The organism is Nonomuraea sp. NPDC049637 (assembly GCF_040675235.1).
GTDB lineage: Bacteria > Actinomycetota > Actinomycetes > Streptosporangiales > Streptosporangiaceae > Nonomuraea.
The window spans coordinates 48,821-75,678 of sequence record NZ_JBFAOM010000047.1 but is presented as its reverse complement, the minus strand read 5'-3'; the positions used below and the strand labels follow the sequence as shown (position 1 = coordinate 75,678).

Sequence of the window (26,858 nt, the reverse complement as noted above, 5' to 3'; positions counted from 1 at the left end):
CGCGCCCGGCCACCGTCCGGCCCATGACCCCCGCGCGCCCTGCCACCGTCCGGGAGGCCCGCCCATGACCTCCGCCCCTGGCGTCCCCGCGGCTCCCGGCGCCTCCGGCGTCCCCGCGGTCCCCGACGCGCCGGCCGGGTTCCGGCGGGCGCTCGTCCGCGACCCGCGGCGGCTGGTCGCCATCCTGCTCTGGTCGGTGCTGGAGGCCGCGCCCGCCTTCCTCGTCGGGCACGCCGTCGCCCGCGCCATCGAGGACGGCTTCGCCCGCGCCCGGCCGCTGACCGGGCTGGCCTGGCTGGCGGCGCTCGGCGTGGCGTGGCTGGTCTCGGCCGTCGGCGCCCGCCAGGTGGTGCTGGCCGTGGCCGCCGTGGCCGAGCCGTTCCGCGACGACCTGCTGACGCGGGTGGTGCAGGGAGCGCTGCGCCGCCCGCTCGACGAGCGGCCCGACAGCGCGGCCACCGCGCGGGCCGGGCTCCAGGTCGAGCTGGCCAGGGACGCCTTCGCCGCCGTCGTCACCACGGTCAGGGGGTTCGCGTTCACGCTGGTCAGCGTGGTGCTGGGGCTGCTGACGCTGGCGCCGGGCACGCTCGTGCTGGTGCTGCCGCCGTTCGCGGCCGGGCTGGCGTTCTTCCTGGCCTCGCTGCCCGCGCTGGCCCGGCGGCAGCGCGCGTTCCTGCTGGCCGACGAGGAGCTGGCCCGGTCGATGACCGCGACGGCCGCCGGGCTGCGCGACATCGAGGCGTGCGGCCTGCAGGACCGCGAGGACGAGCGGCTGTCCCGCCAGGTCGGCGCGCAGCGCGACGCCGCCCGCGCCCTGGCCAGGGTGACCTCGGTGCGCACCGCCGCGCTGGCCGTCGGCGGCTGGCTGCCCGTCGTCCTGCTGCTCGCCGGCACACCCTGGCTGCTCGACGGCGGCGCCCGGCCCGGCGTGATCGTCGGCGCGCTGGCCTACGTGACCCAGTCGCTGGCGCCCGCGCTCGGCGGGCTCGTCCAGGGGCTCGGGGTGAGCGGCGTGCGGCTCGTGGCCACGCTGCGCCGCATCGCCGCCGCCGCGCCGCCCCAGCCGCCGGCCCCGCCGAAGGTCCGTCCGTCCGGCGGCGACGTCACGCTGCGGTCGGTCACCTTCGCCTACGGCCCGCACTCGGCGCCGGTCCTGGACCGCCTCGACCTCACCGTCCCCGAGGGCGAGCACCTGGCCGTCGTCGGCCCGAGCGGCGCGGGCAAGTCCACGCTCGCCGCCCTGATCAGCGGCATCCTGCGCCCCGGCGAGGGCGAGGTGCTGGTCGGCGGCGTGCCCGCCGACCGGGCCGACCCCGCCGCCCGCGTGCTCATCCCCCAGGAGGCGTACGTCTTCCGCGGCACGCTGCGCGACAACCTCGCCTACCTCGCGCCCGGGGCCGGCCGCCTGGACGAGGCCGTGGCCGCCCTGGGCGCCACGGGCCTGGTCGAGAGCCTGGGCGGGTACGACGCCACGCTGGACCCGGCGGCGCTGTCGGCCGGGCAGCGCCAGCTGATCGCCCTCGTCCGCGCCCACCTGACCCGGGCCCCGCTGGTCATCCTGGACGAGGCCACCTGTCACCTGGACCCCGCCGCCGAAGCCCTGGCCGAGAACGCCTTCGCGGCCAGGGGCGGCACGCTCATCGTGGTCGCGCACCGCCTCACCTCCGCGCTGCGCGCCCGCCGCGTCCTGCTCATGGACGGACCCCGGATCACGATCGGCACGCACGACGAGCTGATCCGGGTCTCGCCCCTGTACGCCGACCTGGCCGGCCACTGGCAACCGGAGCCCGTGTCATGACATTTGCAGACGAGTACCCGCCCGCCGAACGTCAACCGGTCACCGACCGCCTCCACGGGCGGGACGTCCCCGACCCGTACCGCTGGCTGGAGGACCCCCTCGACCCGCGGACCGGGGAATGGCTGGCCGCCCAGGACCGGCTGTGGCGGGAGGCCGCCGCGCGCCTGCCGGACCGCGAGCGTTTCCTGGCCAGGCTCACCGAGCTGAGCGTCACCGGCCTGGTCACCCCGCCCGTGTGGCGCGGCGGCCGGCGCTTCCACCTGCGGCAGACCGGCTGTCAGGAGCACCCGGTCCTGTACTGCGACGACCGGCCCTTCCTGAACCCGGCCGAGCGCGACCCCAGCGGCCTGACCACCCTGGACGACTGGCAACCCGACCCGCAGGGCCGCCTGATCGCCTACCAGATCTCCAGCAGCGGCGACGAGAAGGCCGACCTGTACGTCGAGGAGGTCGACACCGGCAAGCTCGTGGACGGCCCCATCGGCGGCTGCCGCTACTCGCCGGTCGCCTGGCTGCCCGGCGGCGAGGGCTTCTACTACGTGCGCTTCCACGAGGGTGTGCACCTGCACCGGCTCGGCGTCCCCGACGACGTCCCGGTCCTGATCGGCGGGCCGGTCTCCTACGGCGTGCAGCTCAGCGCGGACGGCCGCTGGCTGACGATCTCCGCGGGCGGCACGGCCGGCAACTCGCTCTGGCTGGCCGATCTGGCCGGCGGCGACCCGGCCCGGCCGGAGCTGCGGGTCGTCCAGGAGGGGGCGCACGTGCGCACGGCGGGCGCGGTGGCCTCCGACGGCCGCCTGTACCTGCTCACCGACCGCAACGCCCCCCGGCGCCGGCTGTGCGTGGCCGACCCGGCCGAGCCCGAGGTGTGGCGCGAGCTGGTCCCCGAGGACCCCCGGGCGGTGCTCGGCGCGTTCACCCTGCTGGACGGCGACCGCCTGCTGGTCTCCAGGACCCGCCACGCGGTCGGCGAGATCGCCGTGCACGACGCCAGGACGGGCGAGCGGCTGGGCGAGGTGCCCCTGCCCGGCAGCGGCTCGATCGCCTCGCTCAGCTCCCGGCCCGAAGGCGGCCACGAGGCCTGGTTCACCTACACCGACGCCGTCACCCCCGCCGAGATCTGGCGCTACGACGCCCGGACCGGCGCCGCCACCCTGTGGGCCGCCCCGCCCGGCCGCGTCGCGCTGCCCGACGTGAAGAGCCACCACGTCGAGTACACCTCGGCCGACGGCACCCCCGTGCGCATGGTCGTGGTCGCGCTCTCCGCCGGCTCGGGCCCCCGCCCGGCGATACTCAACGGGTACGGCGGCTTCGGCATCCCGCTCATGCCCGGCTACGCGGCCGACTCGCTGGCCTGGGTGGAGTCGGGCGGCGTGCTGGCCATCGCGAACCTGCGCGGCGGCGGCGAGGAGGGCGAGTCCTGGCACCGCGACGGCATGCTGGAGCGCAAGCAGAACGTCTTCGACGACTTCGTCGCCGCGGCCGAGAAACTGGTCGCCGACGGCTGGACGACCCCGGAGCAGCTCGGCATCTGGGGCGAGTCGAACGGCGGCCTGCTCGTCGGCGCGGCCCTCACCCAGCGCCCCGACCTGTTCGCCGCCGCCGTCTGCTCGGCGGGGCTGCTGGACATGGCCCGCTACCACCTCAGCGGCCTCGGCCCGTCCTGGACCGGCGAGTACGGCGACCCCGCCGACCCCGACCACCTGGCCTGGCTGATGGCCTACTCGCCCTACCACCACGTCCGGCCGGACGCCGACTACCCGGCGACGCTGTTCACCGTCTCGGCCGCCGACACCCGGGTGGACCCGATGCACGCCCGCAAGATGTGCGCGGCCATGCAGTGGGCCCAGGGGAGCAGGGGGGCCGGTTCCCGTCCCGTCCTGCTGCGCCACGAGCGCGACGTCGGCCACGGGGCCCGCGCCGTCAGCCGGTCCATCGCGCTCGCCGCCGACGTCCTGGCCTTCCTGGCCGCCCACACCCGCGCCTGAGCCGGGCGGGGGCGGCGGCGGGAGGTCAGATCCAGCCGGACTCGCGGGCGATGCGGATGGCGTCTATGCGGCTGCGCGCGCCCAGCTTGGCCGTCGTCCGGCACAGGTAGTTCCGGACCGTTCCCTCGGCCAGGAACAGCGACGCGGCGATCTCGCCGATGGAGGCGCCGTCGGCCGCCGCGCCGATCACGTCCAGCTCGCGGGGGGTGAGCGGCGGCTCCGGCGGGCGCATGGCCGCGATGGCCAGCTCCGAGTCGATGACCCGCTCGCCGTCGGCGACCCGGCGGATGGCGTCGGCCAGCCGCTCGGGCGGCGCGTCCTTGGCCATGAACCCCCGTACGTGCACCTCCAGCGCCTGCTTCAGCAGCCCGGGGGTGCCGACGCCGGTCAGGATCAGCACGCCGCAGCCGGGCAGCTTCTCGTGCAGCTCGCCGGCCGCGGCGAGCCCGTCCATGCCGGGCAGGGCGATGTCGAGCACCGCCACGTCCGGACGGCACGACTGGGCGGCGGCCAGGATGCGGTCGCCCCGCTCGACTTCGGCGACGACCTCGATGTCCTCCTCGTAGGCCAGCAGGGCCACGAGCGCCCCTCGTACCAGGTTCATGTCCTCAGCGAGCAACGTTCGAATCACCATGGGGTCCTTGCGGTCGACCAGGCTTGCAACGTCCTGCGGGCCACTCAATCCTGACGTAAAGCCCGCACTGTGGAAAGTCCTCCTAAGTGACGGTAAAGCCGCCGCCGACAAGTGGACGCTCATTTGGGGAATGCTCAAGGCCATGAAGCCTCGAGTGAAGCCCCTGCCTCCTGCGGAATGGGACGACTTTCAGCAGGCGAACCCCCAGAACGTCTTCACGACGCTGGGCCGGCACCCCGCGCTCTACCAGGGCTGGCTGCGCTTCGGCGGCGCGCTGCTCAACGGCACGCTGCCGGCCCGCGACCGCGAGCTGGCCATCCTGCGCACCGCCTTCCACAGCGGCAGCGCCTACGAATGGGCCCATCACGCCCGCATCGCCCGCGAGGTGGGCCTGACCGACGTGGAGATCGAGTCGGTCCGCCAGCTCGACGCCCTCTGGCCCGTCGAGGACCGCCTGGTGTTACAGGTGGCCGACGACCTCCACTACGCGGGCGACCTCACCGACGCCACCTGGGCCGCCCTGTGCGACCGCTACGACGAGGTGCGCAGGATCGAGCTGGTCGTCCTGGTCGCGCACTACGCCATGCTGGCGCTGGTGCTCAGGGCGTTCCGCGTGCAGCTGGAGGAGTGAGCCCCCCTCACTCATCTGTACGCGGCCCTCACGCGCCCGCCCGGGGGAGGATCATCGTCACGCCCGGGACCGAGCCGATCGAGGCCAGCGCCTTGCCCGCGTCGGCCAGGCCGATCGTCCGGGTGACGAGCTGGTCGGGGTGCAGGATCCCGGCCCTGATCAGCTCCAGCATGGGCGGGTAGGCGTGCGCGGCCATGCCGTGGCTGCCCAGCAGCCGCAGCTCGTGGCCGATCACGCGGTCCATCGGCACCGGCGTCGCGCCGCCCGGCAGCAGGCCGACCTGGACGTGCCGCCCCCGCCTGCGCAGGCTCTCGACCGAGGCCGCGCACGTGCGGGGGCTGCCCAGCGCGTCGAGCGAGACGTGCGCGCCGCCCCTGGTCAGCTCCCTGACCTGGGCCGCCGCGTCGCCGGCCGAGCCGTCGACGAAGTGCGTGGCCCCGGCCAGCTCGGCCAGTTCCAGTGCGTCGGCGCTGATGTCCACGGCCACCACCCGCGCCCCGGACGCCGCCGCGATCATCACCGCCGACAGCCCGACCCCGCCGCAGCCGTGCACCGCCACCCACTCTCCCGGACGCACCTCGCCCACCTGGACGACCGCCCGGAAAGCGGTGGCGAAGCGGCAGCCCAGCCCGGCGGCGGTGGCGTAGGCCATCTCCTCGGGGATCGGGACGAGGTTCACGTCGGCGTGGTCGACGGCGACGTACTCGGCGAAGGAGCCCCAGTGGGTGAAGCCCGGCTGGGTCTGCCGCTCGCACACCTGCTGCTCGCCCGTGGCGCAGGCCGCGCAGGTGCCGCAGGCGCAGATGAACGGCACGGTGACCCGCGCCCCCGGCAGCCAGCCCCGCACGTCGGGGCCCACGGCCTCGATCACGCCCGCCAGCTCGTGGCCGGGCACGTGGGGGAGGACCTTGATGTCGGGGTCGTGCCCCTGCCAGCCGTGCCAGTCGGAGCGGCACAGCCCGGTCGCCTCGACCCGGATCACCGCCCCGCCGGGCGCGGGGGTGGGATCGGGCAGCTCGCGCAGGTCGAGCTCCCCGCCGAAGACGTCAAAGGCAACCGCTCGCATCTCATGAGCTTAGAGTGAGTCGCCGCAGGTCGCGCAAGGCCCGGTGGGAGGGCGAGCCGGGTTCGGTGGTGTAGAGCACCAGCCGCAGGTCGTCGCGGTCGGGCACCGGGAGCACCTGGCAGATGGCGTCGATCGTGCCGACGACCGGATGGATGACCTGTTTGCGCTGCTCCCTGCGCACCTCCACCTCGTGCCGGGCCCACAGCTCGGCGAACTCGGGGCTGAGCGCCAGCATCTCGGCCACCAGCGCCCGCAGCGCCCGGTCGTCGGGGTAGCGGCCGGCGGCCACGCGCAGGTCGGCGACCGAGGCGCGGGCGAAGCGGCCCTTCTCCTCGTCCGACAGGTGCTCGGCGATGCCGGGCGACATGAACACCCAGCGGATCACGTTGCGCTCGTCCTGGTCCAGCATGAGCGCCCGGCCGAGCGCGCCCAGCACCTGCCGCGACGGGTGCGGCCCCCGGCCCTGCTCCAGCCGGATGTAGTAGTCGATCGACATCCCGGCGAGCTGGGCCACCTCCTGGCGGCGCAGGCCGGGCGTGCGCCGGCGCCCGCCGCCGGGCAGGCCCACGTCGGACGGGGTGACGCGGGCACGCCTGCTGCGCAGGAAGCCGGCCAGTTCGTCGCGGTTCATGCCTCCATCCTCCGTCCTGAGGCCAGGTGAGCGGGCGCGCGAAGGTGGTACCGCTGATCCCAGCTTCCGCGGGTCTCTCCCGTCCCCGCTGCGGCCTGGGAGAACGTTGGGCCATGACGACGACTGCCCTGATCACGGGCGCCAAACCGACCTCAACGCCCCCACCGGCTTCCGCACCGCCGAGCAGGGCGCGGCCATCGTCGTCCGGCTGGCGACCCTGGACGCCGACGGCCCGACCGGCGCCTACCTGGAGGACGCGGGATCGATCGGCTGGTGAGGTGTGGACACTTGCGTACTGGACAGAAGGGGGCGATGGGACGAGATCTGGACAAAGAGCGGTTCTCCGAGGCGGAGTACGCGCGCTTCGGAGAACGCATCCGGGAGCAGCTCGGCACTCTTCGCGAGCTGCTCGAAACCCCTGGCTTCGGCCAGGGGCCGGCCACCATCGGGGCCGAACTGGAGCTGTTCCTCATTGATGAGCAAGGACGGCCGCTGCCGCGCAACGACGAGGTGCGGGACAGGCTCGACGACCCGCGCGTCGTGCTCGAACTGGGCCGCTTCAACATCGAGGTCAACCTCACCCCGATGCCGCTGGCCGGGTCGCCCTTCGAGCGCATGGGGGCCGAGATCCAGGAGACGGTGACCAAGGTGGACGCCGCCGTCGAGGGCGGCGGCGCCCTGCCGATCGGCATCCTGCCCACGCTGGCCGCCGAGGACTTCACCATCGGCGCGATGAGCGACCAGAACCGCTACCGGGCCATGAGCAGGGGCATCAGGCGGCTGCGGCTGGAACCGTTCCTCGTCAAGATCGAGGACCTGGAGCTGTCGGTGGAGGACGTGATCCTGGAGAGCGCCAACACCTCCTGGCAGGTGCACATCCGCACGCCGCCCGACCGCTTCGCCCGGCTGTTCAACGCCGCCCAGCTCGCCATCGGGCCGGTGCTGGCCGCGTGCGGCAACTCGCCGTTCTTCCTGGGCAGGCAGTTGTGGGCGGAGACGCGGATCGCGCTGATGGAGGAGGCGGCCGACGACCGTGACGTGGAGCGGCGCGGGCGCAGGGACGGGCGGGTCACGTTCGGCTCGGACTGGGTGCGGGAGGGCGCGCACGAGCTGTTCGAGCGGTACGTCCAGGACTACGAGCCGATCGTGCCCGACCTGTCCGACGACGCCGAGCCGCACGAGGTGCCGGAGCTGCGGCTGCACCAGGGCACGATCTGGCAGTGGAACCGGCCCGTCTACGACCCGGCCGACGGCGGCCACCTGCGGGTCGAGATGCGCGCGCTGCCCGCCGGGCCCTCGTGCGCGGACATGACCGCGAACACGGCGTTCCTGCTGGGGCTGACGTTGTCGCAGGCCGAGCGGGACCTGACCGGCTACCGGTTCGCCGAGGCGTACCAGAACTTCTACCGCGCCGCCCAGGACGGGCTGGAGGCCAAGCTGACCTGGCCGGGCCTGGACGGCGAGTTCGAGGCCGCCGACCTGGTGCTCAGGCTGCTGCCCGAGGCGCGGGCCGCGCTGCTGGCGGCCGGGGTGACCCCGCACGACGCCGACACCGCCCTGGACGTCATCGCCCAGCGCACCCGGCTGCGGCGCACCGGCGCGGTCTGGCAGCGCGAGGCGCTGGCGCGCTTCGGCGGCGACCGGGAACGGCTCGTGCGCCGCTACCGCGAGCTGGCCCTGTCGGGCCTGCCGGTGCACCTGTGGGACTGAACGGGACTGAACTGGCACTGAACGCCAACAAATGCCGCCGCACGTCCGTCAAACTACTCCGAGAGACGGACGAAGTGAGGCAGATATGGCGGCGACGGGGATGGCACCGGCCGACAAGGCGCCCTACGCGTTAACGCGGGCCACGGGGACGCTGGCCACGGGGGCGGCGAAGCTGGCCGGGGAGATCGGCGCGACCGGGGTCGAGGCCCTGCTGGCGCACGCCAACAGGACCGCCGTCCACAAGGGCGCGACGGCGGCGCTGGGCTCGATGCGGCCCAGGCCGGCGGACTGGTACGCCTTCGACGCGAAGGACCAGGACACGGTCGACTGGTACCCGCAGGGCGTGACCTGCGGCGAGGAGTCCGGCGCCATCGGCGTGCCGGTGCTGCTGGTGAGCTGGTACTTCAAGCCGGCGGCGGGCGAGCGGGGGATCAGGGTGTCGTTCCTGAGCCCCCGGACGCTGAAGTACCAGCACGCGCTGCTGGTCGAGGCCAGGCCCGACGGCTCGTACGGGCCGATCGACGTGCACGCGGGCGGCCTGGCCTGCCACGGCGACCTGCTCTACGTCGCCGACACCTTCAACGGCCTGCGCGTCTTCGACCTGGGCAACCTGCTCGACCTGCGCACCGCCCAGCCCGACCTGGGCGACTCCGCGCGCATCGGGCGCTCCGGCGGCCGGTTCCACGCCTTCGGCTACCGCTACCTGCTCCCGCAGACCGACTGCTGGAAGCTCGTGCGCGGCGGGCCGCACTTCTCGTTCCTGTCGGTCGACCGCAGCGGCGGCACGCCCGCGCTGGTCGCCGGCGAGTACCGGGAGAACGACCCCGGCGGGTGGGTCGCCCGCTGGAACCTGCCGCTGACGGACGGCACGCCCAAGGACGCCTTCGTCATGGGCCACCCCAAGATCCAGGGCGCGGTCTCGTGGGGCGGCAAGTGGTACCTGAGCCAGGCGGCCGACGCCGCCACCAACGGCAAACTGCTCGTCCACAGCGGCGACACGCTGCTGACCAGGCCCTACCCGATCGGGCCCGAGGACCTGACGGTGCGCGGCGGCAAGGTGTGGAGCGTCACCGAGTTCAGGAACAAGCGCATCGTCTTCGGCGTCGAGCTCTGATTCAGCAGGGCTCAGCCTTCCATGTGGGCGCGCAGGACCTCGCGGTAGCGGCGGTCGAAGGCGTCGTAGCGGGCCCGCAGGGCGGCTCCCGGCCAGCCCGCGGGCAGCAGCTCGGCGGGCAGCAGCGGGTCGGCCAGCAGGTGGCGCAGGACGGCGGCCGAGACCAGGAAGCCCTCGGCCAGCCCGTCGGCCCGATCGAGCGCCCGCTCCAGCCGGGCCGCCTCGGCCGCCCAGCCGTCGAGGTCCCACAGCAGCGGGGTGGGGTCGCCGTGCGGGCGGCCGTCGATCAGGGTGCACTGCGCGGTGACGGTCTCGGGCCACTCGCGCACCAGGTTGGCCGGACGCAGCCAGGTGCCCTCGCGCAGCTCGCCCATGCGCAGCGCGGACATCGTGTGCCGGAACGCGGCCCGGTCGGCCGGGGCGCGCCGCTCGGCGGTGACCACCGCCACCTCCCAGGTGCCGTCCCACGGCCTGGTGTGCGGGTCGCGGCTCTCGTCCTGCCGGGCCTGGCGCTCGACGAGCCGCTCGGACAGCGTGTAGCGGCCGCCCTGCTGCGTCAGGTCGCCGGCCGCCACCATGCGCGACAGCGCCACCCGGACCGTGCCCTCGGCGATGCCGAACAGCGCGCCGATGCGCACCAGGTGACGGGCGGGCAGCCGGGGCGGGTGGCTGCCGAGCAGCGCGCTCAGCACCGCCGACCGGGCGCTGAGTGAGGTGTTACGGTCTTCCATCGCGTGTTGATTATATGTAACACTCGCGAGTATGGGCCGGTATCTCATCGAACCTTTCGACCACAGCGACCGCTACGCCACCGAGCGCTACCAGGGGGCGGCCGGGCGCAACTGGTGGACCTGCGACCCCACGCTGCGCCTGCTCATGCGGCGCCACCTCGGCGACGGCTTCGCCTGGGCCGAGCCCCGCCTCGAACGGCTCGGCGCGCTGATGGGCGGCCTGGTCGCCGAGTGCGCCGAGGAGACCGACCGTAACCCGCCCCGCCTGGAGAAGTACGACAAGTGGGGCAGGGACGTCAGCCGGGTCGTCATGCCGCCGTCCTTCCAGGCCGCGCGCGCGGCGCTCATGGAGGACAACTTCACCTCGCCGGCGTTCGCCGAGGAGGCACGGGCGAACGGGGCGGACCCGGCCGCGCTGGCGGCGGCCTGGACGTACCTGCTCGACCAGGCCGACATCGGGATGGGCTGCGCACTCGGCACCGGCGGGGACATGGTGGTCTCGCTGGCCGAGAAGCACGCGCCGCCGGACGTACGCGACCGGGTCCGGGAGATCTTCGCCGACGGCTACTACTCCGGCGAGGCCGCCCAGATGTTCACCGAACGCACCGGCGGCTCCGACCTGGCCGCCCTGGAGGCGTGGGCCGAGCCCGAGGGGGAGGCGTGGCGGCTGACCGGGTTCAAGTGGTTCGCCTCCAACGCCAACGGCTCGGCGTTCGTGGTGCTCGCCCGCACGCCCGACGGGTCGGTGGCGCCGTTCCTGGCGCTGTGGGAGCGGCGCGACGGCTCGCGCAACGGGGTGCGCATCCGGCGGCTGAAGGACAAGCTGGGCACCCGCTCGGTCGCCTCGGCCGAGGTCGAGTTCACCGACGCCGAGGCGTTCCTGCTGGCCGGCCGGGGCTCCGGCTCCGGGCTCGGCACGATGATGAAGCTCACCAACGCCTCCCGCCTGGGCGTGGCCATGATGGGCGTCGGCGTGGCCAGGCGGGCCCTGGTCGAGTCCGTCTGCTACGCGCGTTCCCGCGAGGCGTTCGGCCGTCCGCTCATCGACCAGCCCCTGATGCGCCGCAAGCTGGCCGAGCTGATCGTCGAGGTCGAGGCCGCCCAGGCGATGGTGTTCGACGGCCTGGTCGGCCCCCGGCTGCGGCTCGGGCCCGCGCTGATCAAGCTGCGCGCCGCCCGGCTCGGCCTGACGGCGGCCAGCGACGCGATCGAGGTGCACGGCGGCAACGGCTACATCGAGCAGTGGCCGGTGGCCAGGCTGCTGCGCGACGCCCAGGTCAACCCGATCTGGGAGGGCGGCGACAACATCCTGTGCCTGGACGTGCGCCGCGCCATGCTCCGTGAGGAGGCGCACGTGCCGTTCCTGGCCCGGCTGCGTGCCCTGGCCACCTCCGACCTGGTGCACGCGCGGATCGACGACCTGTCCAAGGCCGTCGCGGCCTGGCACGGGCTCGACCCGGCGCTCGCCGAGGAACGCCTCTACCCGCTGGCCCAGTTCATGGCCGACGTCTACGCCGCCGCCCTGCTGGAGGACCAGGCCGGCTGGGGCCTCGACGACGGGCGCAAGGCCCTGGTCGCCCGCCTGTACGCCGAGGCGCACCTGGCCGAGCGCGGCCCGCTGCGCGGCATCGACGCCCCGGCCGCCGACCACTTCGACACGTTGCTGGCCGGGGCCCTCGCCTGAGGGTACGCTCGGCAGGTTTCCCGGAGTTTCCCCGAGTTTCCCCGAGGCGAAGCCGCACGTTCCCCGGAGGAGGGTCGCATGACCGTACGCGTCGAGCGCGAGGGGCCCGTCACCACCGTCGTCATCAGCAGGCCGGAGGCGCGCAACGCGGTGGACAGGAAGACCGCCGACGCGCTCACCGACGCGTTCGCCGGCTTCGAGCGCTCCGACGCGGCCGTGGCGGTGTTGTGGGGCGAGGGCGGCACGTTCTGCGCCGGGGCCGACCTCAAGGCTCTGGACAACCACGTCGGCGAGGACGGCGACGGCCCCATGGGGCCCACCAGGATGCGCCTGTCCAAGCCGGTGATCGCGGCCGTCGCCGGGCACGCCGTGGCCGGCGGGCTGGAGCTCGCCCTCTGGTGCGACCTGCGGGTGGCCGAGCAGGACGCGGTGTTCGGCGTCTTCTGCCGCCGCTGGGGCGTGCCGCTGATCGACGGCGGCACGGTGCGGCTGCCCCGGCTCGTCGGCGCCTCCCGCGCCATGGACATGATCCTGACCGGCCGCGCGGTGAGCGCCCCGGAGGCCCGTGACATGGGCCTGGTCAACCGCCTGGTGCCCACCGGCACGGCCCGGCGGGAGGCCGAGGAGCTGGCCGCGCGGATCGCCGCGTTCCCGCAGGCGTGCCTGCGCGGCGACCGCATGTCGCTGCTGGAGCAGCACGGCCTGCCGGAGGACGAGGCCATGCGCAACGAGCTGCGCCACGGCCTGGTCTCGCTGCCGGACGCGGCGGAGGGCGCCGCCAGATTCGCCGCCGGCGCCGGCCACCACGGCGCCCCCGCCTGACACGGTACCGGCGGGCGTCGCCTGGCCGGGCGCGGCCTTCTAAGGCGTGCCGGGTGGCTGGTCGGCGGCGTCGATCGCGCGCTGGTAGCGGGTCGTCAGCGTGCGGAGCGCGGCCACCAGCTCCGGCGAGTCCTCGACCGTGAAGTCCGCCTCCAGCATGCCCAGGTGGAGGGCGAGCATCTCCGGGTGGTCCGAGCCCGGCTCGAACACGCACCGGTCCTCGCCCAGCGGCCGCACGTCAACCGGGATCGGCAGCCGGTCGCGCACGTGCGAGGCGGGCGCGTGCACGATCACCCGCGCGCGGTAGCGCCAGGTCGCCTCGCCGGCCCCGCGGGCCACCCGCGCCGTGATCTCGTGGTCGGGCGGCAGCTCGCGGGGCGTGAAACGCGGGCCCGTCGGCGTCCGCGGTTCGATCCGGTCGGCCCGGAAGGTGCGCCAGTCGTCCCGGTCGAGGTCCCAGGCCACCAGGTACCAGCGCCGCCGGTCGTGCACCAGGCGGTACGGCTCCACCGAGCGCCTGCCGGCCGCCCCGGAATGCGCCCGGTAGTCGAACCGCAGCCGCTCATGGTCGCGGCACGCGCTCGCGATCACGGTCAGCACGTCCGGATCCACCTGCGAGCCGCGCGACGGCATCGGCAGCGCGTACGACTGGAAGGCGCTCACCCGGTGCCGCAGCCGCGCGGGCAGCACCTGCTGCAGCTTGGCCAGCGCCCGCATCGAGGTCTCCTCGATCCCCGCGATCGAGCCGCTCGCGGCGGTGCGCAGGCCGATCGCGACGGCCACCGCCTCGTCGTCGTCCAGCAGCAGCGGCGGCAGGGCGCCGTTCGAGCCGAGCCGGTAGCCGCCGGCCACGCCCGGCCGCGCGTCGACCAGGTAGCCGAGCGCGCGCAACCGGCCGACGTCGTTGCGGACGGTGCGGGTGGTGACGCCGAGCCGGGCGGCCAGCTCGGTGCTCGTCCAGTCGCGCCGGGCCTGGAACAGGGACAGCAGGCGCAGCAGCCGCGCCGAGGTTTCCAGCATTCTTCGATCCTGACGACAATCTAGGAACGATCCTTTCCGCGAATGTTCCTAGTGTTCTCCGCATGAGCGCAAGAGCACTCATGGCCGAGCCGTTCACGAGGAGAAGCGCCGTGCGCGACGACATCCAGCCCTTCCGCGTCGAGATCCCCCAGGCCGACCTCGACCACCTGCACGACCGGCTCGCCCACGCCCGCTGGCCCGCCGAGCTGCCCGGCGTCGGATGGACCCGCGGCGTGCCGCTCGGCCACCTGAAGGAGCTCGCCGGACACTGGCGCACGCAGTACGACTGGCGCGCCCAGGAGGCCAGGCTCAACCAGTACCCGCAGTTCACCACCGAGATCGACGGCCAGCGCATCCACTTCCTGCACGTCCGGTCCGACCGCCCCGACGCCAGGCCGCTGCTGATCACCCACGGCTACCCGAGCTCCGTCGCCGAGTTCCTGCACCTGATCGAGCCGCTGGTCGACCCGGACGAGGGCCCGGCCTTCCACGTCGTCGCGCCGTCGCTGCCCGGCTACGCCTTTTCCACGCCGCTCAGCGGGACCGGCTGGTCGATGGGGCGCACCGCCCGCGCCTGGGCCGAGCTGATGGCCCGGCTCGGCTACCAGCGGTACGGCGTGCACGGCGGCGACGTCGGCGCGGGCGTGTCCGGCCTGGTCGCCGGCCTCGACGGCGAGCACGTCGTCGGCGTGCACGTGGTGACCGATCCGTTCACCGCCGCGAACGTCGCCACCTTCATGCCGGGGATCGCCGACCGGCTCGACGCCGGCGACCCGGTCGACAAGCTGATCCTGAGCCGGATGCACGCCTTCCAGCAGGACGGCTCCGGCTACCTGGCCATCCAGAACACCAGGCCGCAGACCATCGGCTACGGCCTGGCCGACTCGCCGCTGCTGCAGCTCGCCTGGATCGCCGAGAAGGTCCACGAGTGGACCGACCTGCCGGTCGACCGCGACCAGCTGCTCACCACGGTCAGCCTGTACTGGTTCACCGGCTCGGGCGCCTCCGCCGCGCACACCCTGTACGAGCAGGCCCACTCCGCCGACTGGGGAGCGCCGCCCGCCATGCCGCAGGGGTTCGCGGTCTTCGGCGCCGACGAGACCGTGCGCAGGCTGGTGCCCGCGCCGGCCGGCGCGCACTGGAGCGAGTTCGAGTGCGGCAGGCACTTCCCCGCGATGGAGGCCCCCGCCCTGCTGGCGGCCGACCTGCGGGCCTTCTTCGGGCCGCTGCGATGAGCGACGTGCTGAGCCGGCGTCGCCTCAACCGGGCCACGCTGGCCCGCCAGTACCTGCTGGAACGCGCGCCGGAGCGGGCGATCGACGCGATCGAGCATCTGGCCGGCATGCAGTCCCAGGCGCCGCTGGCCCCGTACGTGGGGTTGTGGACGCGTCTGCAGGGCTTCGCGCCGGACGAGCTGTCGGCGCTGACCGAGCGGCGCCAGGTGGTGCGGCTGCACCTGATGCGCAACACCGTGCACCTCGTCAGCGCGCGCGACTGCCTGGGCTGGCGCGCGCTGTTCGGTCCGCTGCACGCCGCCGGCTTCCGCGCGCACTTCCGTGACGGCCTCGGCGACGCGGACCGCGAGGCGCTGCTCGAACAGGCCGGGCGGCTGCTGGCCGAGCGGCCGCGCACCCGCGGCGAGCTGGGCAGGCTGCTCGCGCGGAGCCGGCCGGGCGCCGATCCGAGCGCGCTGGCCTACGCGGTCACGCATCACCTCGCGCTGTGCCAGGTGCCGCCGCGGGGCGTCTGGGGCGGCACCGGCCCCGCCGTGTGGACGCCCGTGGAGAGCTGGCTGGGCGCGCCGCTGCGCCCGGCGCCGGTGGACGCGCTGGTGCTGCGCTTTCTCGGCGCGTTCGGCCCGGCGAGCGTCGCGGACGTCCAGCTGTGGTCCGGGCTGACCCGGCTGCGCGAGGTGGTGGAACGGCTGCCCCTGCGGGTGTTCCGCGGGGAGGAGCGGCAGGTGCTGTACGACCTGCCCGACGCGCCCCGCCCGGCCGAGGACGTGCCCGCCCCGCCCAGATTCCTCCCCGAATACGACAATCTGCTGCTGTCACACAAGGACCGGAGCCGGGTGATCCCCGGCGACCGCCCCGTCCCGCTCCCCCCGGGCAACGGCGCGACCACCGGCACCTTCCTGGTCGACGGCATGTGGCAGGGCACCTGGCGGATCCGGGACCGGACGCTGCGCATCCGGCCGCTCACCCCGCTGCGCCGTGCCGATCGTGACGCCCTGCTGGCCGAGGCCGTCCGGCTGTGCGCCTTCCTGGAGCCTCGGGCGACGTGCGACCTGGTCCTCGACGAACCGTAGGCCGCTCAGCCCAGCACCGGGAAGTTGGACCTGATGACGCTCAGCGGGTCGCGGGCGCGCTTGAGGTCGCGCAGCCGGGCCAGCGTCTCCGGCGAGAACGCCGCCGCCGCCTGCTCCCCGCCGTGCAGCATGGTGAACGGACGCCGCCCGCTGCTGAACGGCACCAGCGACTTGCCGAGCCGCTCCATCCGCTCCGACACCTCCGGCGACGGCAGGCCCAGCGCGTGCACGAGGTACGGCTCCGCCAGCCGCTCCACCGCGCCCCCGCCCTCGGCCGGCCTGGCCACGGCCCCGCCCAGGTGCCGGACCTGCACCGCCAGCAGCGGCTCGATCGGCTCGCCGGCCAGCACGCCGGCGACCTCGTCGTCCAGCCTGGTCAGCAGCTCGGTGTGGCCCACGCCCGGGCTCGGATCGACCGGCTCGTCGCAGATCGAGGCCAGCTCGGCCACCGGCAGCCGCCGCCTGGTGTCGGCGATCGCCCCGCCCACCGCCTCGAACGGCCGCAGCAGCGCCCCCGGGTCGGCCCCGAGGTAGGTGCAGTCGGCCATGACGAAGCCGGGGGCGCCGGGCGGCGTCAGCAGCTGGAACCACACCGACAGCTCCTCCGGCGCGCCGGCGGTGACCTCGCGGAAGGCTGCCATGACCTGCTCGGCGCGGTCGGCCGGCCAGATGATGCGGCCGCCGTACAGGAAGGGCGCGGGCTGCAGGTCGAACTCCAGCGCCGTCACGATCGCGAAGTCGCCGCCGCCGCCGCGCAGGGCCCAGAACAGGTCGGGGTCGCGCTCGGCGGTCACCCTGACCCGGCCGCCGTCGGCGTCCACGGCCTCGACGGCGCGCACGGCGTCGGCGGCGAAGCCGTACTTGCGGCTGAACCAGCTCAGACCGCCGCCCAGGGTGTAACCGGTCACGCTCACCACCGGCGAGCTGCCCGCCAGGCCGGTCAGCCCGAGCGGGCTCGCGGCCGCCAGCACCTCGCCCCACTTCACGCCCGCGCCGACGCGCGCCACGCCGTCGCGGATCTCCACCCCGCCCAGCCGGCCGGTACGCAGCAGGATCGTCCCCTCGGTGTCGCCGGACGCGCCGTGGCCGCCCGGCTGCGCGGTCACCGCCAGGCCGTTCAGGCGGGCGTAGCCGATCACGGCGGCCACGTCGTCGGCGTCGGCCGCCTCGACCACCGCGCGCACCGGCTGGTCCACCGCCAGGTTCCAGGGGCGCCGCGCCTGGTCGAAGCCTTCGTCGCCGGGGAGCAGCACCGGACCGGTCGTCATGTTCCGCAGTTCGTTCATGTGCTTAATGATGCGTTGTCCCACTTGCGTGGGAATTGGGGTTGACTTGAGGTCTGTGGAGTTCAAACTGTTCGGGCCGCTTGAGGTGGACGACGCCGACGGCGTCCGCCTCGACCTCGGCACCCGCAAGCAACGCGCGGTGCTGGCCATGCTGGCGCTGGAACCGGGCCGCATCGTGCCGCTCGACCGGCTGATCGACGAGCTGTGGGCGGGGGAGGCCCCGGCCAGGGCCACCGCCACGCTCCAGGCGTACGTGTCGCACCTGCGGCGGGTGCTCGAACCCGGACGCAGGCCGCGCACGCCGCCCCGCGTGCTGCTCACCCGCGAGCCCGGCTACCTGCTGGACATCGCGCCCGGCCAGACGGACGTCGCCCGCTTCGCCTCCTGGACGGCCGACGGCGCCCGGCTGGTGCGGCAGGGACGGCACGGCGAGGCGGCGCGGGTGCTCGACCGGGCGCTCGGCCTGTGGCGCGGCGAGCCGCTGGCCGAGTTCCCCGGGCTCGCGCCCGAGGTGCCGGCCCGGCTGGAGCAGCTTCGGCTGGCGGCCGAGGAGGACCGGCTGGAGGCGCGGCTGGAACTGGGCGAGGCCACCGTGCCCGACCTGGAGGCGCTGGCCGAGGCGTACCCGTACCGGGAGCGGGCGTGGCGGCTGCTGGTGCTCGGGCTCTACCGGGCGGGCCGGCAGGCCGACGCGCTGGCCGCCCTGCGCCGGGTGCGCGGCCTGCTGGCCGGGCAGCTCGGCATCGAGCCGGGACCCGAGCTCAGACGTCTGGAACAGGCCGTCTTCGACCAGTCCCCGGCCCTGGAGGCCCCCGGCGCGACGCCCGCCCGCCCGGCGGCGCACCGGGGCACGGAGCATACGGAGGCCGTCCCGGAGCCGTCGCCGGTGGCGGGCCGCAGCGCCGGGGAGCGGCTGGTGGGACGGGAGGCGGAGCTGCGGACCCTGGAGGAGGTGCTGGGCGCGGCGCGGGCCGGGCGCGGCGGCCTGGCGCTGGTCACCGGCGAGCCCGGCATCGGCAAGACCAGCCTGGCCAGGGCCGCCGCCGAGCTGGCCGCCGCCCGCGGCTTCCGGGTGGAGTGGGGCAGGTGCCTGGACGACGCCAGGGCCCCGGCGTTCTGGCCGTGGACCCGCGCGGGCATGATCCCGCCGTCGCCGCACGCCGAGCTGTTCGACCTCTACGACGGCGTGCTCGACGCGCTGCGCGGCGGCCCGCTGCTGCTGGTGCTGGAGGACCTGCACTGGGCCGACGCCTCCTCGCTGAAGCTGCTCGGCCACGTCGCCGGCGAGCTGGCGGGCACGTCCGCTCTGGTGCTGGCCACGCTCAGGCCCGAGCCCGCCGGCCACCCGGCCCAGCTCCGCGAGACCCTGGCCGCCCTGTCCAGGGAGGGCCGCAGGCTGCCGCTCGCGCCGTTCGACGCCGACGGGGTGCGCGACTTCCTGCGCCTGCGCGAGGTGACCGCCGACCCGGAGGAACTGCTCGACCGCTCCGGCGGCAACCCGTTCTACCTCACCGAGCTGCTGCGGCTGCCCGAACGCGAACGCCATCTCGTCCCGCCCGGCGCACGCGACGTGATCGACCGCAGGCTCGCCAGGCTGCCCGGGCCGACGCTGGACCTGCTCAGGGCCGCCGCCGTCGCGGGCCGCGAGGTCGAGGTGGACCTGCTGGCCGCGCTCGTGGAGCAGCCGGTCGAGGACGTCATGACCGGCCTGGAGCCGGCCCTGGCCGCCGGGCTGCTGACCGAGGCCGCCGGCTACCGCTTCTCGCACGCCCTCGTCCGCCAGGCCCTCGACGCCGGGCTGACCACGCTCGCCCGCGCCCGGCTGCACCTGCGCGCCGGCCTGCACCTGGAGAGCGTGCCCGGCGCCGACCCGGCGCTGCTGGCCGGCCACTTCGCCGCGGCGGCCAGGCTGGGCGGCGCGCCCAAGGCCGTCACGCACGCCTGCGAGGCCGCCGCCCAGGCCGCCGCCCGGCACGGTCACCAGGAGGCCGTCGAGCTGTGGGAGCTGGCGCTGGCCCACCTCCCGCCCGGCGACTCGCCGCGGCGCTGCCGGCTGCTCACCGAGCTGGGCCGGGCCCGCCGCAGCCTGGGCGACGCCGCCGGCGCCCACCGCGACCTGGACGAGGCCGTCGCCCAGGCCCAGCGGCTCGGCGACAGGGACGCGCTGGTGGCCGCCGTCTCGGTGTTCGGCGGGCTGTCGGTGTGGAACTGGCGGCCGTACGGCGTCGTGGACGAGACGATGGTCGCGGTGCTGGAGGACCTGCTCGCCGGCGGCCTGGACCCGGCGTCCAGGGCGGCGCTGCTCGGCACGCTCGGCATCGAGCTGCACTACGGCCCGCGCCGCGCGGAGGGCGAGCGGCTGGCGCTGGAGGCCGTCGAGCTGGCCCGCGGCCTGGACGACCCGATGCTGCTGGCCAGGGCGCTGAACAACTACCTGATCGCCGGGTTCGTCCCGGGCCGCAACGACGCCCGGCGCCGGGCGGCCGAGGAGATGCTGGCCGTGCCCGGCCTGCCCAGGGAGGCCCGGCTGGTCGGGCGCGTCCTGCGCATGTCGTGCCTGCTGCGCGCGGGCGACCTGGCCGAGTGGGCCAGGGACCTGGACCGCTGCGAGCAGCTCCTGCACGAGGTCGCCCGGCCCGAGCTGGAGGCCATGGTCCGCGTCTCCCAGACCGCCGCGCACACCCTGCACGCCCGCTGGGACGAGGCCGAGGCCCTGCTCGGCCGCTTCCCCGGTCTCGCGTTCGGCGGCAGCCTGTGGGGGGTCGAGGCGCGCCGCCTGGCCGCCCTCTACACCTGCTGGCGCGGCCAGGGCCGGGGCGCGGAGCTGCTGGAGGAGCTGGTGGCGGCGGGGGAGCGGCCGCTGATGAGCCCGGTGCGGCCACTGGCCGTGCTCGCGGCGCTGGAGGCCGGTCGGCCGGAGCTGGCCAGGGAGCTGATCGGCCGCTGGGGGGTGGAGCTGCGCGAGGACTGGGCCGCGGACTTCCTGCACCCCGTCTGGGGGCTGGTGGCCGCCCGCCTCGGCACGCCCGACCCCGCCGAGCTGTACGAACGGCTGCTGCCCAGCGCCGGCCAGCTCATCGTCATGGGCATGGGCAGCGCCGCCTGGGGCTCGGTGCACGACGTGCTGGCCGAGCTGGCCCGGCGGCTCGGCCGCGGACGGGAGGCGCGCGAGCACAACGAGGCCGCCGTCGAGCTGCACCGGCGGCTCGGGCTGACGTACTGGGAGGCGCGCAGCCGGGGGTGGCGTCCCGGCTGACTGTCGGACCCGCCGCGTATCGTGATCTCATGCCTGACATCGAGGTCGCGGGCCGTTCCGTCCGCGTCACCAGCCCCGACAAGGTGGTCTTCCCGCGGTCCGGCCACACCAAGCTCGACCTGATCCGGTTCTACCAGGCGGTCGGCGAGGCGGCGCTGCGCGGCGTGCACGGGCGGCCGATGGTGCTCAAGCGGTTCGTCCACGGCATCGAGCAGGAGGCGTTCTTCCAGAAGCGCGCGCCGGCCAAGCGGCCCGACTGGATCGAGGTGGCCGAGCTGCGCTACCGGTCCGGGCTGAGCGCCGAAGAGGTGGTCTGCACCGATCTGGCGCAGTTGCTCTGGGTGGTCAACCTCGGGTGCGTCGACCTCAACCCCCATCCGGTCCGCGCCGACGACCTGGCCAGGCCCGACGAGCTGCGCATCGACCTCGACCCCGTCCCCGGCGTCGAGTGGGCCGACGTGCTGGCGACCGCGCAGGTGGCGCGCGAGGTGCTGGCCGACCACGGGCTGGTCGCCTGGCCCAAGACGTCCGGGTCGCGGGGGTTCCACGTCTACGCCCGGATCGACCGGCGGTGGTCGTTCGCCCAGGTGCGCAAGGCGGCCGAGACCGTGGCGCGCGAGGTCGAGCGGCGGGCCCCCGACCTGGCGACCAGCCGGTGGTGGAAGGAGGAGCGCCACGGCGTGTTCGTCGACTTCAACCAGAACGCCTACGACCGCACGGTGGCCTCGGCGTACTCGGTGCGCGCGGTGCCCGACGCCCGCGTCTCCACCCCGCTGAGCTGGGAGGAGGTGCCCGGCTGCCGGCCCGAGGAGTTCACCCTCGACAGCGTGCCGAAGCGGCTGGCCGAGCTCGGCGACCCGTGGGAGGACATGGACCTGCACGCCGGCTCGCTCGACGGCCTGCTGGAGCTGGCCGAGGAGCTCGGGCCCGCGCCCAAGCCGCCCAAGGGCAGCGGGCGCAGGCAGCAGACCATGCCGGTCATCGAGATCGCCAGGGCCCAGCACAAGGAGGAGGCCCTGGCCGGGCTCGACCGCTGGAAGGCCCGCCACCCCGAGGTCGCGGCCCTGCTGGAGCCCGCCGACGTGCTGGTCGACGGCATGCGCGGGCGCAGCAGCGTGTGGTACCGGATCCGGGTCAACCTCCAGCACGTGCCGGAGGGCGAGCGGCCGGCGCAGGAGCCGCTGGAGGCCGACTACGACCCCTGGCAGGGCGCGGGCGGCTCCTGACCTCTCACCGACAAGCGGAGGTCAGCGGCCGGAGACCAGGTTGCCGAGGCGGGCGTAGAGCGAGGTGCCGGTGCCGCGGTCGTTCTCGTGGCGGTCGGCGGCCCGGAACAGCGTGTAGATGAGCTGCACGCCCGCCCACCGCAGCGGCTCCGGCTCCCACTGCCGCACCTGCCGGCCCACCCACGGCAGCGCCGTCAGCTCGGTGTCCCGCCGCAGCACCAGGTCGCGCAGCGTGCGCCCGGCCAGGTTCGTGGTGGTGACGCCGCTGCCGACGTACCCGCCGGCCCAGCCCAGCCCGCTCGCGTGGTCGAGGTGCACGGTCGAGCACCAGTCGCGCGGCACGCCGAGCACGCCGCACCACGAGTGCTGCACCCGCGCGTCGGCCGCCGCAGGGAAGAGTTTCACCAGCATCCGCCACAGCAGCGCCACCGTCCGCGCCTGGGTGGCCCCCCGGTGGTCGGTACGCGACCCGAACCGGTACGGCACCCCGCGCCCGCCGATCGCGATCCGGTCGTCGGCCGTGCGCTGGGCGTAGACGTAGGCGTGGGCCTGGTCGCCGAGCAGCTCGTGCCCGGCCCAGCCGATGTGCTTCCACACCTCGGCGGGCAGCGGCTCGGTGACGATCATGGAGCTGTTCATCGGCAGCCACTGCCGGTGCTGCCCGGCCAGCGACGCGGTGAAGCCCTCGGTGGCGCGGATGACGTAGTCGGCCGAGACGATGCCGAGCGGCGTGTGCGCGGTCGCCTTGCCGCCGCCCACGCGCGGCCGGATCTCGGTCACCGTCGTGCCCTCGAAGACGTCCACGCCCAGCGCGGCCACGGCCGAGGCCAGCCCGACGGCGAGCTTGGCCGGCTGCACGCGGGCGCAGTGCGGCGAGTACGCGGCCTCCAGCGTGCCCGCCACCTGGACGCGTTCGCGCTGCTCGTCGCGGTCCATCAGCCGCATGTCGTCCTCGCCGTAGCCCCAGGAGCGCAGGTCGGCGACCTCCTCGCGGAGCCGCCGCCGCTGGGCCGGGTTGGTCGCCACGTGCACGAGGCCGCCCTTGTGCACGTCGGCGTCGATGCCCTCGGCGCGGGTGACGTCGATGACCTCGTCCACCGCGCGGAACATGGCGTGCTGGAGGTCGATCATGGCCTGCCGGCCGCGGGCCTGGGCGTGCCGCTCGCGGGAGCCGGCGAACTCGGCCGACAGCCAGCCGCCGTTGCGCCCGGAGGCGCCGAACCCGGCGAACTCCTTCTCCAGGATCGCGATCCGCAGGTCGGGCTGGGCCTTCTTCAGGTAGTACGCCGTCCACAGGCCGGTGTAGCCGCCGCCGACGATCGCCACGTCGTACTCGCGGGAGCCGGGCAGCGCGGGCCGCCTGGCGGGCAGGCCGATCTGCCGGTACCAGAACGAGACGCCCCCGTTGGCGTAGTCGTCGGTGAGCGGGATGCCTGTCATGACTGTTCTGCCTCCACGGCTGCTGCTTGCGCGTCCGCTGTCTCCCCGGCGGACGGGGTGGGCGGGCTGATCACCCAGAGCACCTCGGCGGTCTCGTCGCCGTCGTTGACCACCCGGTGCGGGACCGACGTGCGGTACTCCACGCTGTCGCCGGGCCCCAGCGGGTGCGCGGCGGCGGACCCGGCGGGGCCCAGCCAGAGCGTGAGGCTGCCGCGCAGCACGAGGAAGATCTCCTGCGAGTCGCCGTGCGTGTACGGCTCGTCGCCGGTGGAGGCGCCGGGGTCGAACTCGCCGGCGTACATCTCCACGGTGCGCAGCGGGCGCTGGGAGATCAGGAACTTGCGGGTGCCCGGCGCGGTGGCCAGCTCGGGACGCTCGGCGCGGCGCACCACCCGGTGGGCGGGCTCGTCGTCCTCGTTGAACAGGTCGGCCACGGTGATGCCGAGCGCGGAGGCGATCCGGCGCAGCATGCCGATGCTCGCGCTGGTCTGCCCGCGTTCGAGCTGGCTGATGAAGCTGGGGCTCGCCTTGGCCTCGCCGGCCAGGGCGCGCACGGTCATGCCGCGCATGCCTCGGTAGACCCGGATGCGGGTGCCCAGGTCCGTCATCGAACCTCTCGATCGGTCAGGCTGAACAAGTTGTTCAGTGACGGTACCGACGGCGGAGAAAGCCCAGCAAGAGGGGGGTGCCTAACGAATCGGTAACCGGTCCCAGCCGCGGACCGGCGCGGATCGGCTGCGGATCGGCTGTGGGTCAGCCGCGGGTCGGCCGCTGGTAGCCCTCGTCGCCGCCGTAGACGCGTACCGACGGGTCCCGCTCGGGCTGCGTGGCCGGGCTGGTCGGCGAGGCGGTGTGCTCCTCGGCGAAGTCGTCGGAGGGCACGGGCGGCGGCGGGAACAGGTAGTCGTGCCAGGTGATCCGGCCCTTGGGATCGGCCTCGACGGTGAACGCGCCCGCGCGCTGCGCGGCGGCCAGCCGGCCCGGGATGCGCACCGGCAGGCACAGGCGGCGCAGGCGGCGGGCGTCCAGCCAGGTCCTGGTCAGCTCCTCGGTGCCGAGGACCTGCGGGCCGCCGTACTCGACGACGGCGCAGGCCGGGCCGCCGGCCAGCAGCGCGGCCAGGCGGGCGGCGACGTCGTCCACGTGCACCGGCTGCCACAGCAGCGAGCGGTCCACGGGCAGCACGGGCAGCGCCGCCAGGTCGCGCAGCAGCCGGTCCACCGACTGGTGGAACGGGGTGGCGCGGACGACCGTCCAGGCCATGCCGCTCTCCCTGACCAGCCGTTCGGCCTCCAGCTTGTGCCGGTGGCCGGGCGCGCGGTCCGCGCCGGCGATCGAGGGCAGCAGCAGGTGCGCGGCCCCGGCCGCGCGGGCCGCCGCGGTCAGCGTGCGGGTGCCGGCCAGGTCCACCTGGGCGCGGCCCTGCCGGCCGCCGGTGGCCAGGTGCGCGACGGCCTCCACCTGCCGGACGGCCTCGGCGACGCCCTTGCCCGAGGCCAGATCGCCCCACACCCACTCCACGCCCCCGCGGTCCTCGTGCCGGGTACGGCTGAGCGCCCGTACCCGATGTCCCGCCTTGAGCAGGACGGGCACCAGGGCCCTGCCGAGGGTGCCGGTGGCTCCTGTGACCAGAATGCGCATGCCCGGTCCATACCCCCGAATCCCCAGAGATGACAATGATTTTCGTGACGAGGTCTGTGGACGGCGGTGCGGGGTAGAGCCGCCAATATGGCTCGTATCGCATCCGAATCCCTGATCGAACGGCTCGCCGAGTGGGGCGTGGACACCGTCTTCGGCCTGCCGGGCGACGGCATCAACGGCATCATGGAGGGGCTGCGCCGTCATCGTGACCGGGTGCGGTTCGTGCTGGTGCACCACGAGGAGGCCGCCGCCTTCATGGCCACCGGCTACGCCAAGGCCACGGGACGGATCGGCGTCTGCCTGGCCACCTCCGGCCCCGGCGGCATCCACCTGCTCAACGGCCTCTACGACGCCAAGCTCGACCACGTCCCCGTGCTGGCCATCACCGGCATGCAGGAGACCGCCGTGCTCGGCACCGGCTACCAGCAGGAGGTCCACCTCGACAAGCTGTTCGCCGACGTGGCCGAGTACAACATGATGATCACCAACCCGGCCCAGCTGCCCTCGCTGGTGGACCTGGCCGTCCGGACGGCCTACGCGCGGCGCGGCGTCGCCCATCTCACGCTGCCCAACGACATCCAGGTGGCCGAGGCGGGGGAGGACCCGTACCGGACGGTCGCGCCGGTGCGCGCGCCGGAGACCGCGCCGATCTACCTGCGGCCTCCGGGGTTGCCGCGCCAGGAGGACCTGGCACGGGCCGCCGAGGTGCTCAACGCCGCCGAACGGCCCGCCATCCTGGCCGGGCAGGGCGCGCTGCACGCCCGGCAGGAGGTGCTGGCCGTGGCCGAGGCGCTGGGCGCGCCGGTGGTCAAGACGCTGCCCGGCAAGGCCGTCGTCCCGGACGACTCGCCGTACACGACGGGCGGGATCGGGCTGCTCGGCACCAAGCCGAGCGAGGAGCTGATGGACGAGGCCGACGTCCTGTTCATGATCGGCACGAACTTCCCCTACTCGAAGTTCCTCCCCGAGCCGGGCAAGGCGCGGGTGGTGCAGTTCGAGGCCGAGCCGACCAGGGCCGGGGCGCGGGTGCCGACCGACGTGCCCGTGGTGTGCGACGCCAAGGAGGGCCTGCGCGAGCTGCTGCCGCTGCTCACCCGGCGCGACGGCGGCGGGCACCTGGCCAAGTACCAGAAGCTCATGGCCAAGTGGCGCTCCGACATGGACAGCCTGGAGAACCCCGACAGGGACCCGATCGCCCCCCAGTACGCCATGTCCGTCCTGGACGACCTGGCCGCCGACGACGCCATCCTGACCTGCGACAGCGGCACGATCGCCACCTGGGCCGCCCGCCACTGGACGATCCGCGGCGGGCGCGAGTTCTACCTGTCGGGCACGCTGGCCACGATGGCGCCCGGCCTGCCGTACGCCATCGCCATGCAGCACGCCTTCCCCGGCCGGCAGGTCATCGCCTACGTCGGCGACGGCGGTTTCGCGATGCTGATGGCCGAGTTCCTGACCGCCGCCCAGCACCGGCTGCCGGTCAAGGTCGTCATCAACAACAACAACTCGCTCGGCCAGATCCTGTGGGAGCAGATGGTCCTCGGCTACCCCGAGCACGGCGTGCGCTTCGCCCAGCCGGAGGCCGACTACTCGGTCTGGGCCAGGGCGTGCGGCGGGTTCGGCGCCAAGGTCACCAAGTCCGGGGACGTGGCCGCGGCGATCAGGCAGGCGCTCGCCCACGACGGCCCCGCCCTGGTGGACGTGGACGTCAACCCGAACGAGCCGCCCATGCCCGGCAAGGTCTCCTACGACCAGGCCAAGAGCTTCGCCCAGGCGTTCCTGAAGGGGCAGCCGCACAAGGCGGCCATCGCGACCACCCTGTTCAAGGACCGCATCCAGAAGTTCACCGACTGACCGCCCGCCGGGGGCCGG

At 74.6% G+C, this 26,858-nt stretch carries 22 protein-coding genes; 13 read left to right on the top strand and 9 right to left on the bottom strand.

What is annotated here, in order from left to right; all coding sequences use genetic code 11:
• Nucleotides 1–64: 64 nt before the first annotated feature.
• Both AB0J71_RS41025 and AB0J71_RS41020 read left to right on the top strand, forming a co-directional pair.
• The gene (locus AB0J71_RS41025; protein WP_364419514.1) at nt 65–1,798 is read left to right on the top strand and encodes an ABC transporter ATP-binding protein; all 1,734 of its coding nucleotides are present in this window, start codon (nt 65–67) and stop codon (nt 1,796–1,798) included.
• Nucleotides 1,795–3,786 (top strand): prolyl oligopeptidase family serine peptidase, encoded by a 1,992-nt coding sequence (locus tag AB0J71_RS41020; RefSeq protein ID WP_364419512.1) that lies wholly within the window; start codon nt 1,795–1,797, stop codon nt 3,784–3,786. Before AB0J71_RS41025 ends, AB0J71_RS41020 begins: the two co-directional genes overlap by 4 nt.
• Nucleotides 3,787–3,811: 25 nt before the next feature.
• Here AB0J71_RS41020 and AB0J71_RS41015 read toward each other — a convergent pair whose 3' ends face one another.
• Nucleotides 3,812–4,420: a response regulator transcription factor gene (locus tag AB0J71_RS41015; RefSeq protein ID WP_352324217.1), complete on the bottom strand. Its 609-nt coding sequence runs from the start codon at nt 4,418–4,420 to the stop codon at nt 3,812–3,814.
• Nucleotides 4,421–4,562: 142 nt separating this feature from the next.
• Here AB0J71_RS41015 and AB0J71_RS41010 point away from each other — a divergent pair, with 142 nt between their 5' ends.
• On the top strand, nt 4,563–5,051 hold the full coding sequence (locus AB0J71_RS41010; protein WP_352324218.1) for a carboxymuconolactone decarboxylase family protein: 489 nt from the start codon (nt 4,563–4,565) through the stop codon (nt 5,049–5,051).
• Nucleotides 5,052–5,079: 28 nt separating this feature from the next.
• Here the strand turns inward: AB0J71_RS41010 and AB0J71_RS41005 are convergent, their stop codons facing one another.
• Complete coding sequence (locus tag AB0J71_RS41005) at nt 5,080–6,117, bottom strand: zinc-dependent alcohol dehydrogenase family protein (RefSeq protein ID WP_352324219.1); 1,038 nt, start codon at nt 6,115–6,117, stop codon at nt 5,080–5,082.
• 1 nt (nt 6,118) lies between these two features.
• The gene (locus tag AB0J71_RS41000) at nt 6,119–6,748 is read right to left on the bottom strand and encodes a helix-turn-helix transcriptional regulator (RefSeq protein WP_364419510.1); all 630 of its coding nucleotides are present in this window, start codon (nt 6,746–6,748) and stop codon (nt 6,119–6,121) included.
• Between the two features lie 106 nt (nt 6,749–6,854).
• On the opposite strand from AB0J71_RS41000, the gene AB0J71_RS40995 reads away from it, so the two are divergent.
• From AB0J71_RS40995 to AB0J71_RS40985, 3 genes are all read left to right on the top strand, one after another.
• On the top strand, nt 6,855–7,025 hold the full coding sequence (locus AB0J71_RS40995) for a hypothetical protein (protein WP_364419508.1): 171 nt from the start codon (nt 6,855–6,857) through the stop codon (nt 7,023–7,025).
• Nucleotides 7,026–7,060: 35 nt separating this feature from the next.
• Entirely contained in the window at nt 7,061–8,458 is a 1,398-nt protein-coding gene (locus AB0J71_RS40990) for a glutamate--cysteine ligase (RefSeq protein ID WP_364419506.1), read from the top strand.
• An 85-nt stretch (nt 8,459–8,543) separates the two neighbouring features.
• Nucleotides 8,544–9,572 carry a hypothetical protein gene (locus tag AB0J71_RS40985; protein WP_364419504.1) on the top strand — a complete coding sequence of 343 codons (1,029 nt, stop codon included), beginning with the start codon at nt 8,544–8,546 and terminating at the stop codon, nt 9,570–9,572.
• An 11-nt stretch (nt 9,573–9,583) separates the two neighbouring features.
• On the opposite strand, the gene AB0J71_RS40980 is transcribed toward AB0J71_RS40985, so the two are convergent.
• Nucleotides 9,584–10,303 carry a PaaX family transcriptional regulator C-terminal domain-containing protein gene (locus tag AB0J71_RS40980; protein ID WP_352324224.1) on the bottom strand — a complete coding sequence of 240 codons (720 nt, stop codon included), beginning with the start codon at nt 10,301–10,303 and terminating at the stop codon, nt 9,584–9,586.
• 31 nt (nt 10,304–10,334) lie between these two features.
• Between AB0J71_RS40980 and AB0J71_RS40975 the strand changes: the two genes are divergently transcribed.
• Entirely contained in the window at nt 10,335–11,987 is a 1,653-nt protein-coding gene (locus AB0J71_RS40975) for an acyl-CoA dehydrogenase family protein (RefSeq protein ID WP_364419502.1), read from the top strand.
• Nucleotides 11,988–12,065: 78 nt separating this feature from the next.
• Nucleotides 12,066–12,809, top strand: coding sequence for a crotonase/enoyl-CoA hydratase family protein (locus AB0J71_RS40970; RefSeq protein WP_364419500.1), 744 nt, complete (start codon nt 12,066–12,068; stop codon nt 12,807–12,809).
• Nucleotides 12,810–12,848: 39 nt separating this feature from the next.
• On the opposite strand, the gene AB0J71_RS40965 is transcribed toward AB0J71_RS40970, so the two are convergent.
• The gene (locus tag AB0J71_RS40965; RefSeq protein ID WP_364419498.1) at nt 12,849–13,829 is read right to left on the bottom strand and encodes a YafY family protein; all 981 of its coding nucleotides are present in this window, start codon (nt 13,827–13,829) and stop codon (nt 12,849–12,851) included.
• A gap of 62 nt (nt 13,830–13,891) precedes the next feature.
• On the opposite strand from AB0J71_RS40965, the gene AB0J71_RS40960 reads away from it, so the two are divergent.
• Together AB0J71_RS40960 and AB0J71_RS40955 are read left to right on the top strand one after the other, a co-directional pair.
• Nucleotides 13,892–15,064, top strand: a complete 1,173-nt coding sequence (locus tag AB0J71_RS40960; protein WP_364419496.1) for an epoxide hydrolase — start codon at nt 13,892–13,894, stop codon at nt 15,062–15,064.
• Complete coding sequence (locus AB0J71_RS40955; protein ID WP_352324231.1) at nt 15,061–16,137, top strand: winged helix DNA-binding domain-containing protein; 1,077 nt, start codon at nt 15,061–15,063, stop codon at nt 16,135–16,137. The genes AB0J71_RS40960 and AB0J71_RS40955 overlap by 4 nt, the downstream gene beginning before the upstream one ends.
• 5 nt (nt 16,138–16,142) lie before the next feature.
• On the opposite strand, the gene AB0J71_RS40950 is transcribed toward AB0J71_RS40955, so the two are convergent.
• The gene (locus AB0J71_RS40950; protein ID WP_364419494.1) at nt 16,143–17,423 is read right to left on the bottom strand and encodes an FAD-binding protein; all 1,281 of its coding nucleotides are present in this window, start codon (nt 17,421–17,423) and stop codon (nt 16,143–16,145) included.
• A 55-nt stretch (nt 17,424–17,478) separates the two neighbouring features.
• On the opposite strand from AB0J71_RS40950, the gene AB0J71_RS40945 reads away from it, so the two are divergent.
• Both AB0J71_RS40945 and ligD read left to right on the top strand, forming a co-directional pair.
• Nucleotides 17,479–20,679 (top strand): BTAD domain-containing putative transcriptional regulator, encoded by a 3,201-nt coding sequence (locus tag AB0J71_RS40945; RefSeq protein WP_364419492.1) that lies wholly within the window; start codon nt 17,479–17,481, stop codon nt 20,677–20,679.
• 29 nt (nt 20,680–20,708) lie between these two features.
• Nucleotides 20,709–21,905, top strand: a complete 1,197-nt coding sequence (ligD, locus tag AB0J71_RS40940) for a non-homologous end-joining DNA ligase (RefSeq protein WP_352324235.1) — start codon at nt 20,709–20,711, stop codon at nt 21,903–21,905.
• Between the two features lie 21 nt (nt 21,906–21,926).
• Here ligD and AB0J71_RS40935 read toward each other — a convergent pair whose 3' ends face one another.
• From AB0J71_RS40935 to AB0J71_RS40925, 3 genes are all read right to left on the bottom strand, one after another.
• On the bottom strand, nt 21,927–23,345 hold the full coding sequence (locus AB0J71_RS40935) for an FAD-binding oxidoreductase (RefSeq protein WP_352324236.1): 1,419 nt from the start codon (nt 23,343–23,345) through the stop codon (nt 21,927–21,929).
• Entirely contained in the window at nt 23,342–23,953 is a 612-nt protein-coding gene (locus tag AB0J71_RS40930) for a cupin domain-containing protein (protein ID WP_352324237.1), read from the bottom strand. Before AB0J71_RS40930 ends, AB0J71_RS40935 begins: the two co-directional genes overlap by 4 nt.
• 145 nt (nt 23,954–24,098) lie before the next feature.
• Entirely contained in the window at nt 24,099–24,986 is an 888-nt protein-coding gene (locus AB0J71_RS40925; protein ID WP_364390048.1) for an SDR family oxidoreductase, read from the bottom strand.
• A gap of 87 nt (nt 24,987–25,073) precedes the next feature.
• Here AB0J71_RS40925 and AB0J71_RS40920 point away from each other — a divergent pair, with 87 nt between their 5' ends.
• Nucleotides 25,074–26,840: a thiamine pyrophosphate-dependent enzyme gene (locus AB0J71_RS40920; protein ID WP_352330261.1), complete on the top strand. Its 1,767-nt coding sequence runs from the start codon at nt 25,074–25,076 to the stop codon at nt 26,838–26,840.
• Nucleotides 26,841–26,858 lie beyond the last annotated feature (18 nt).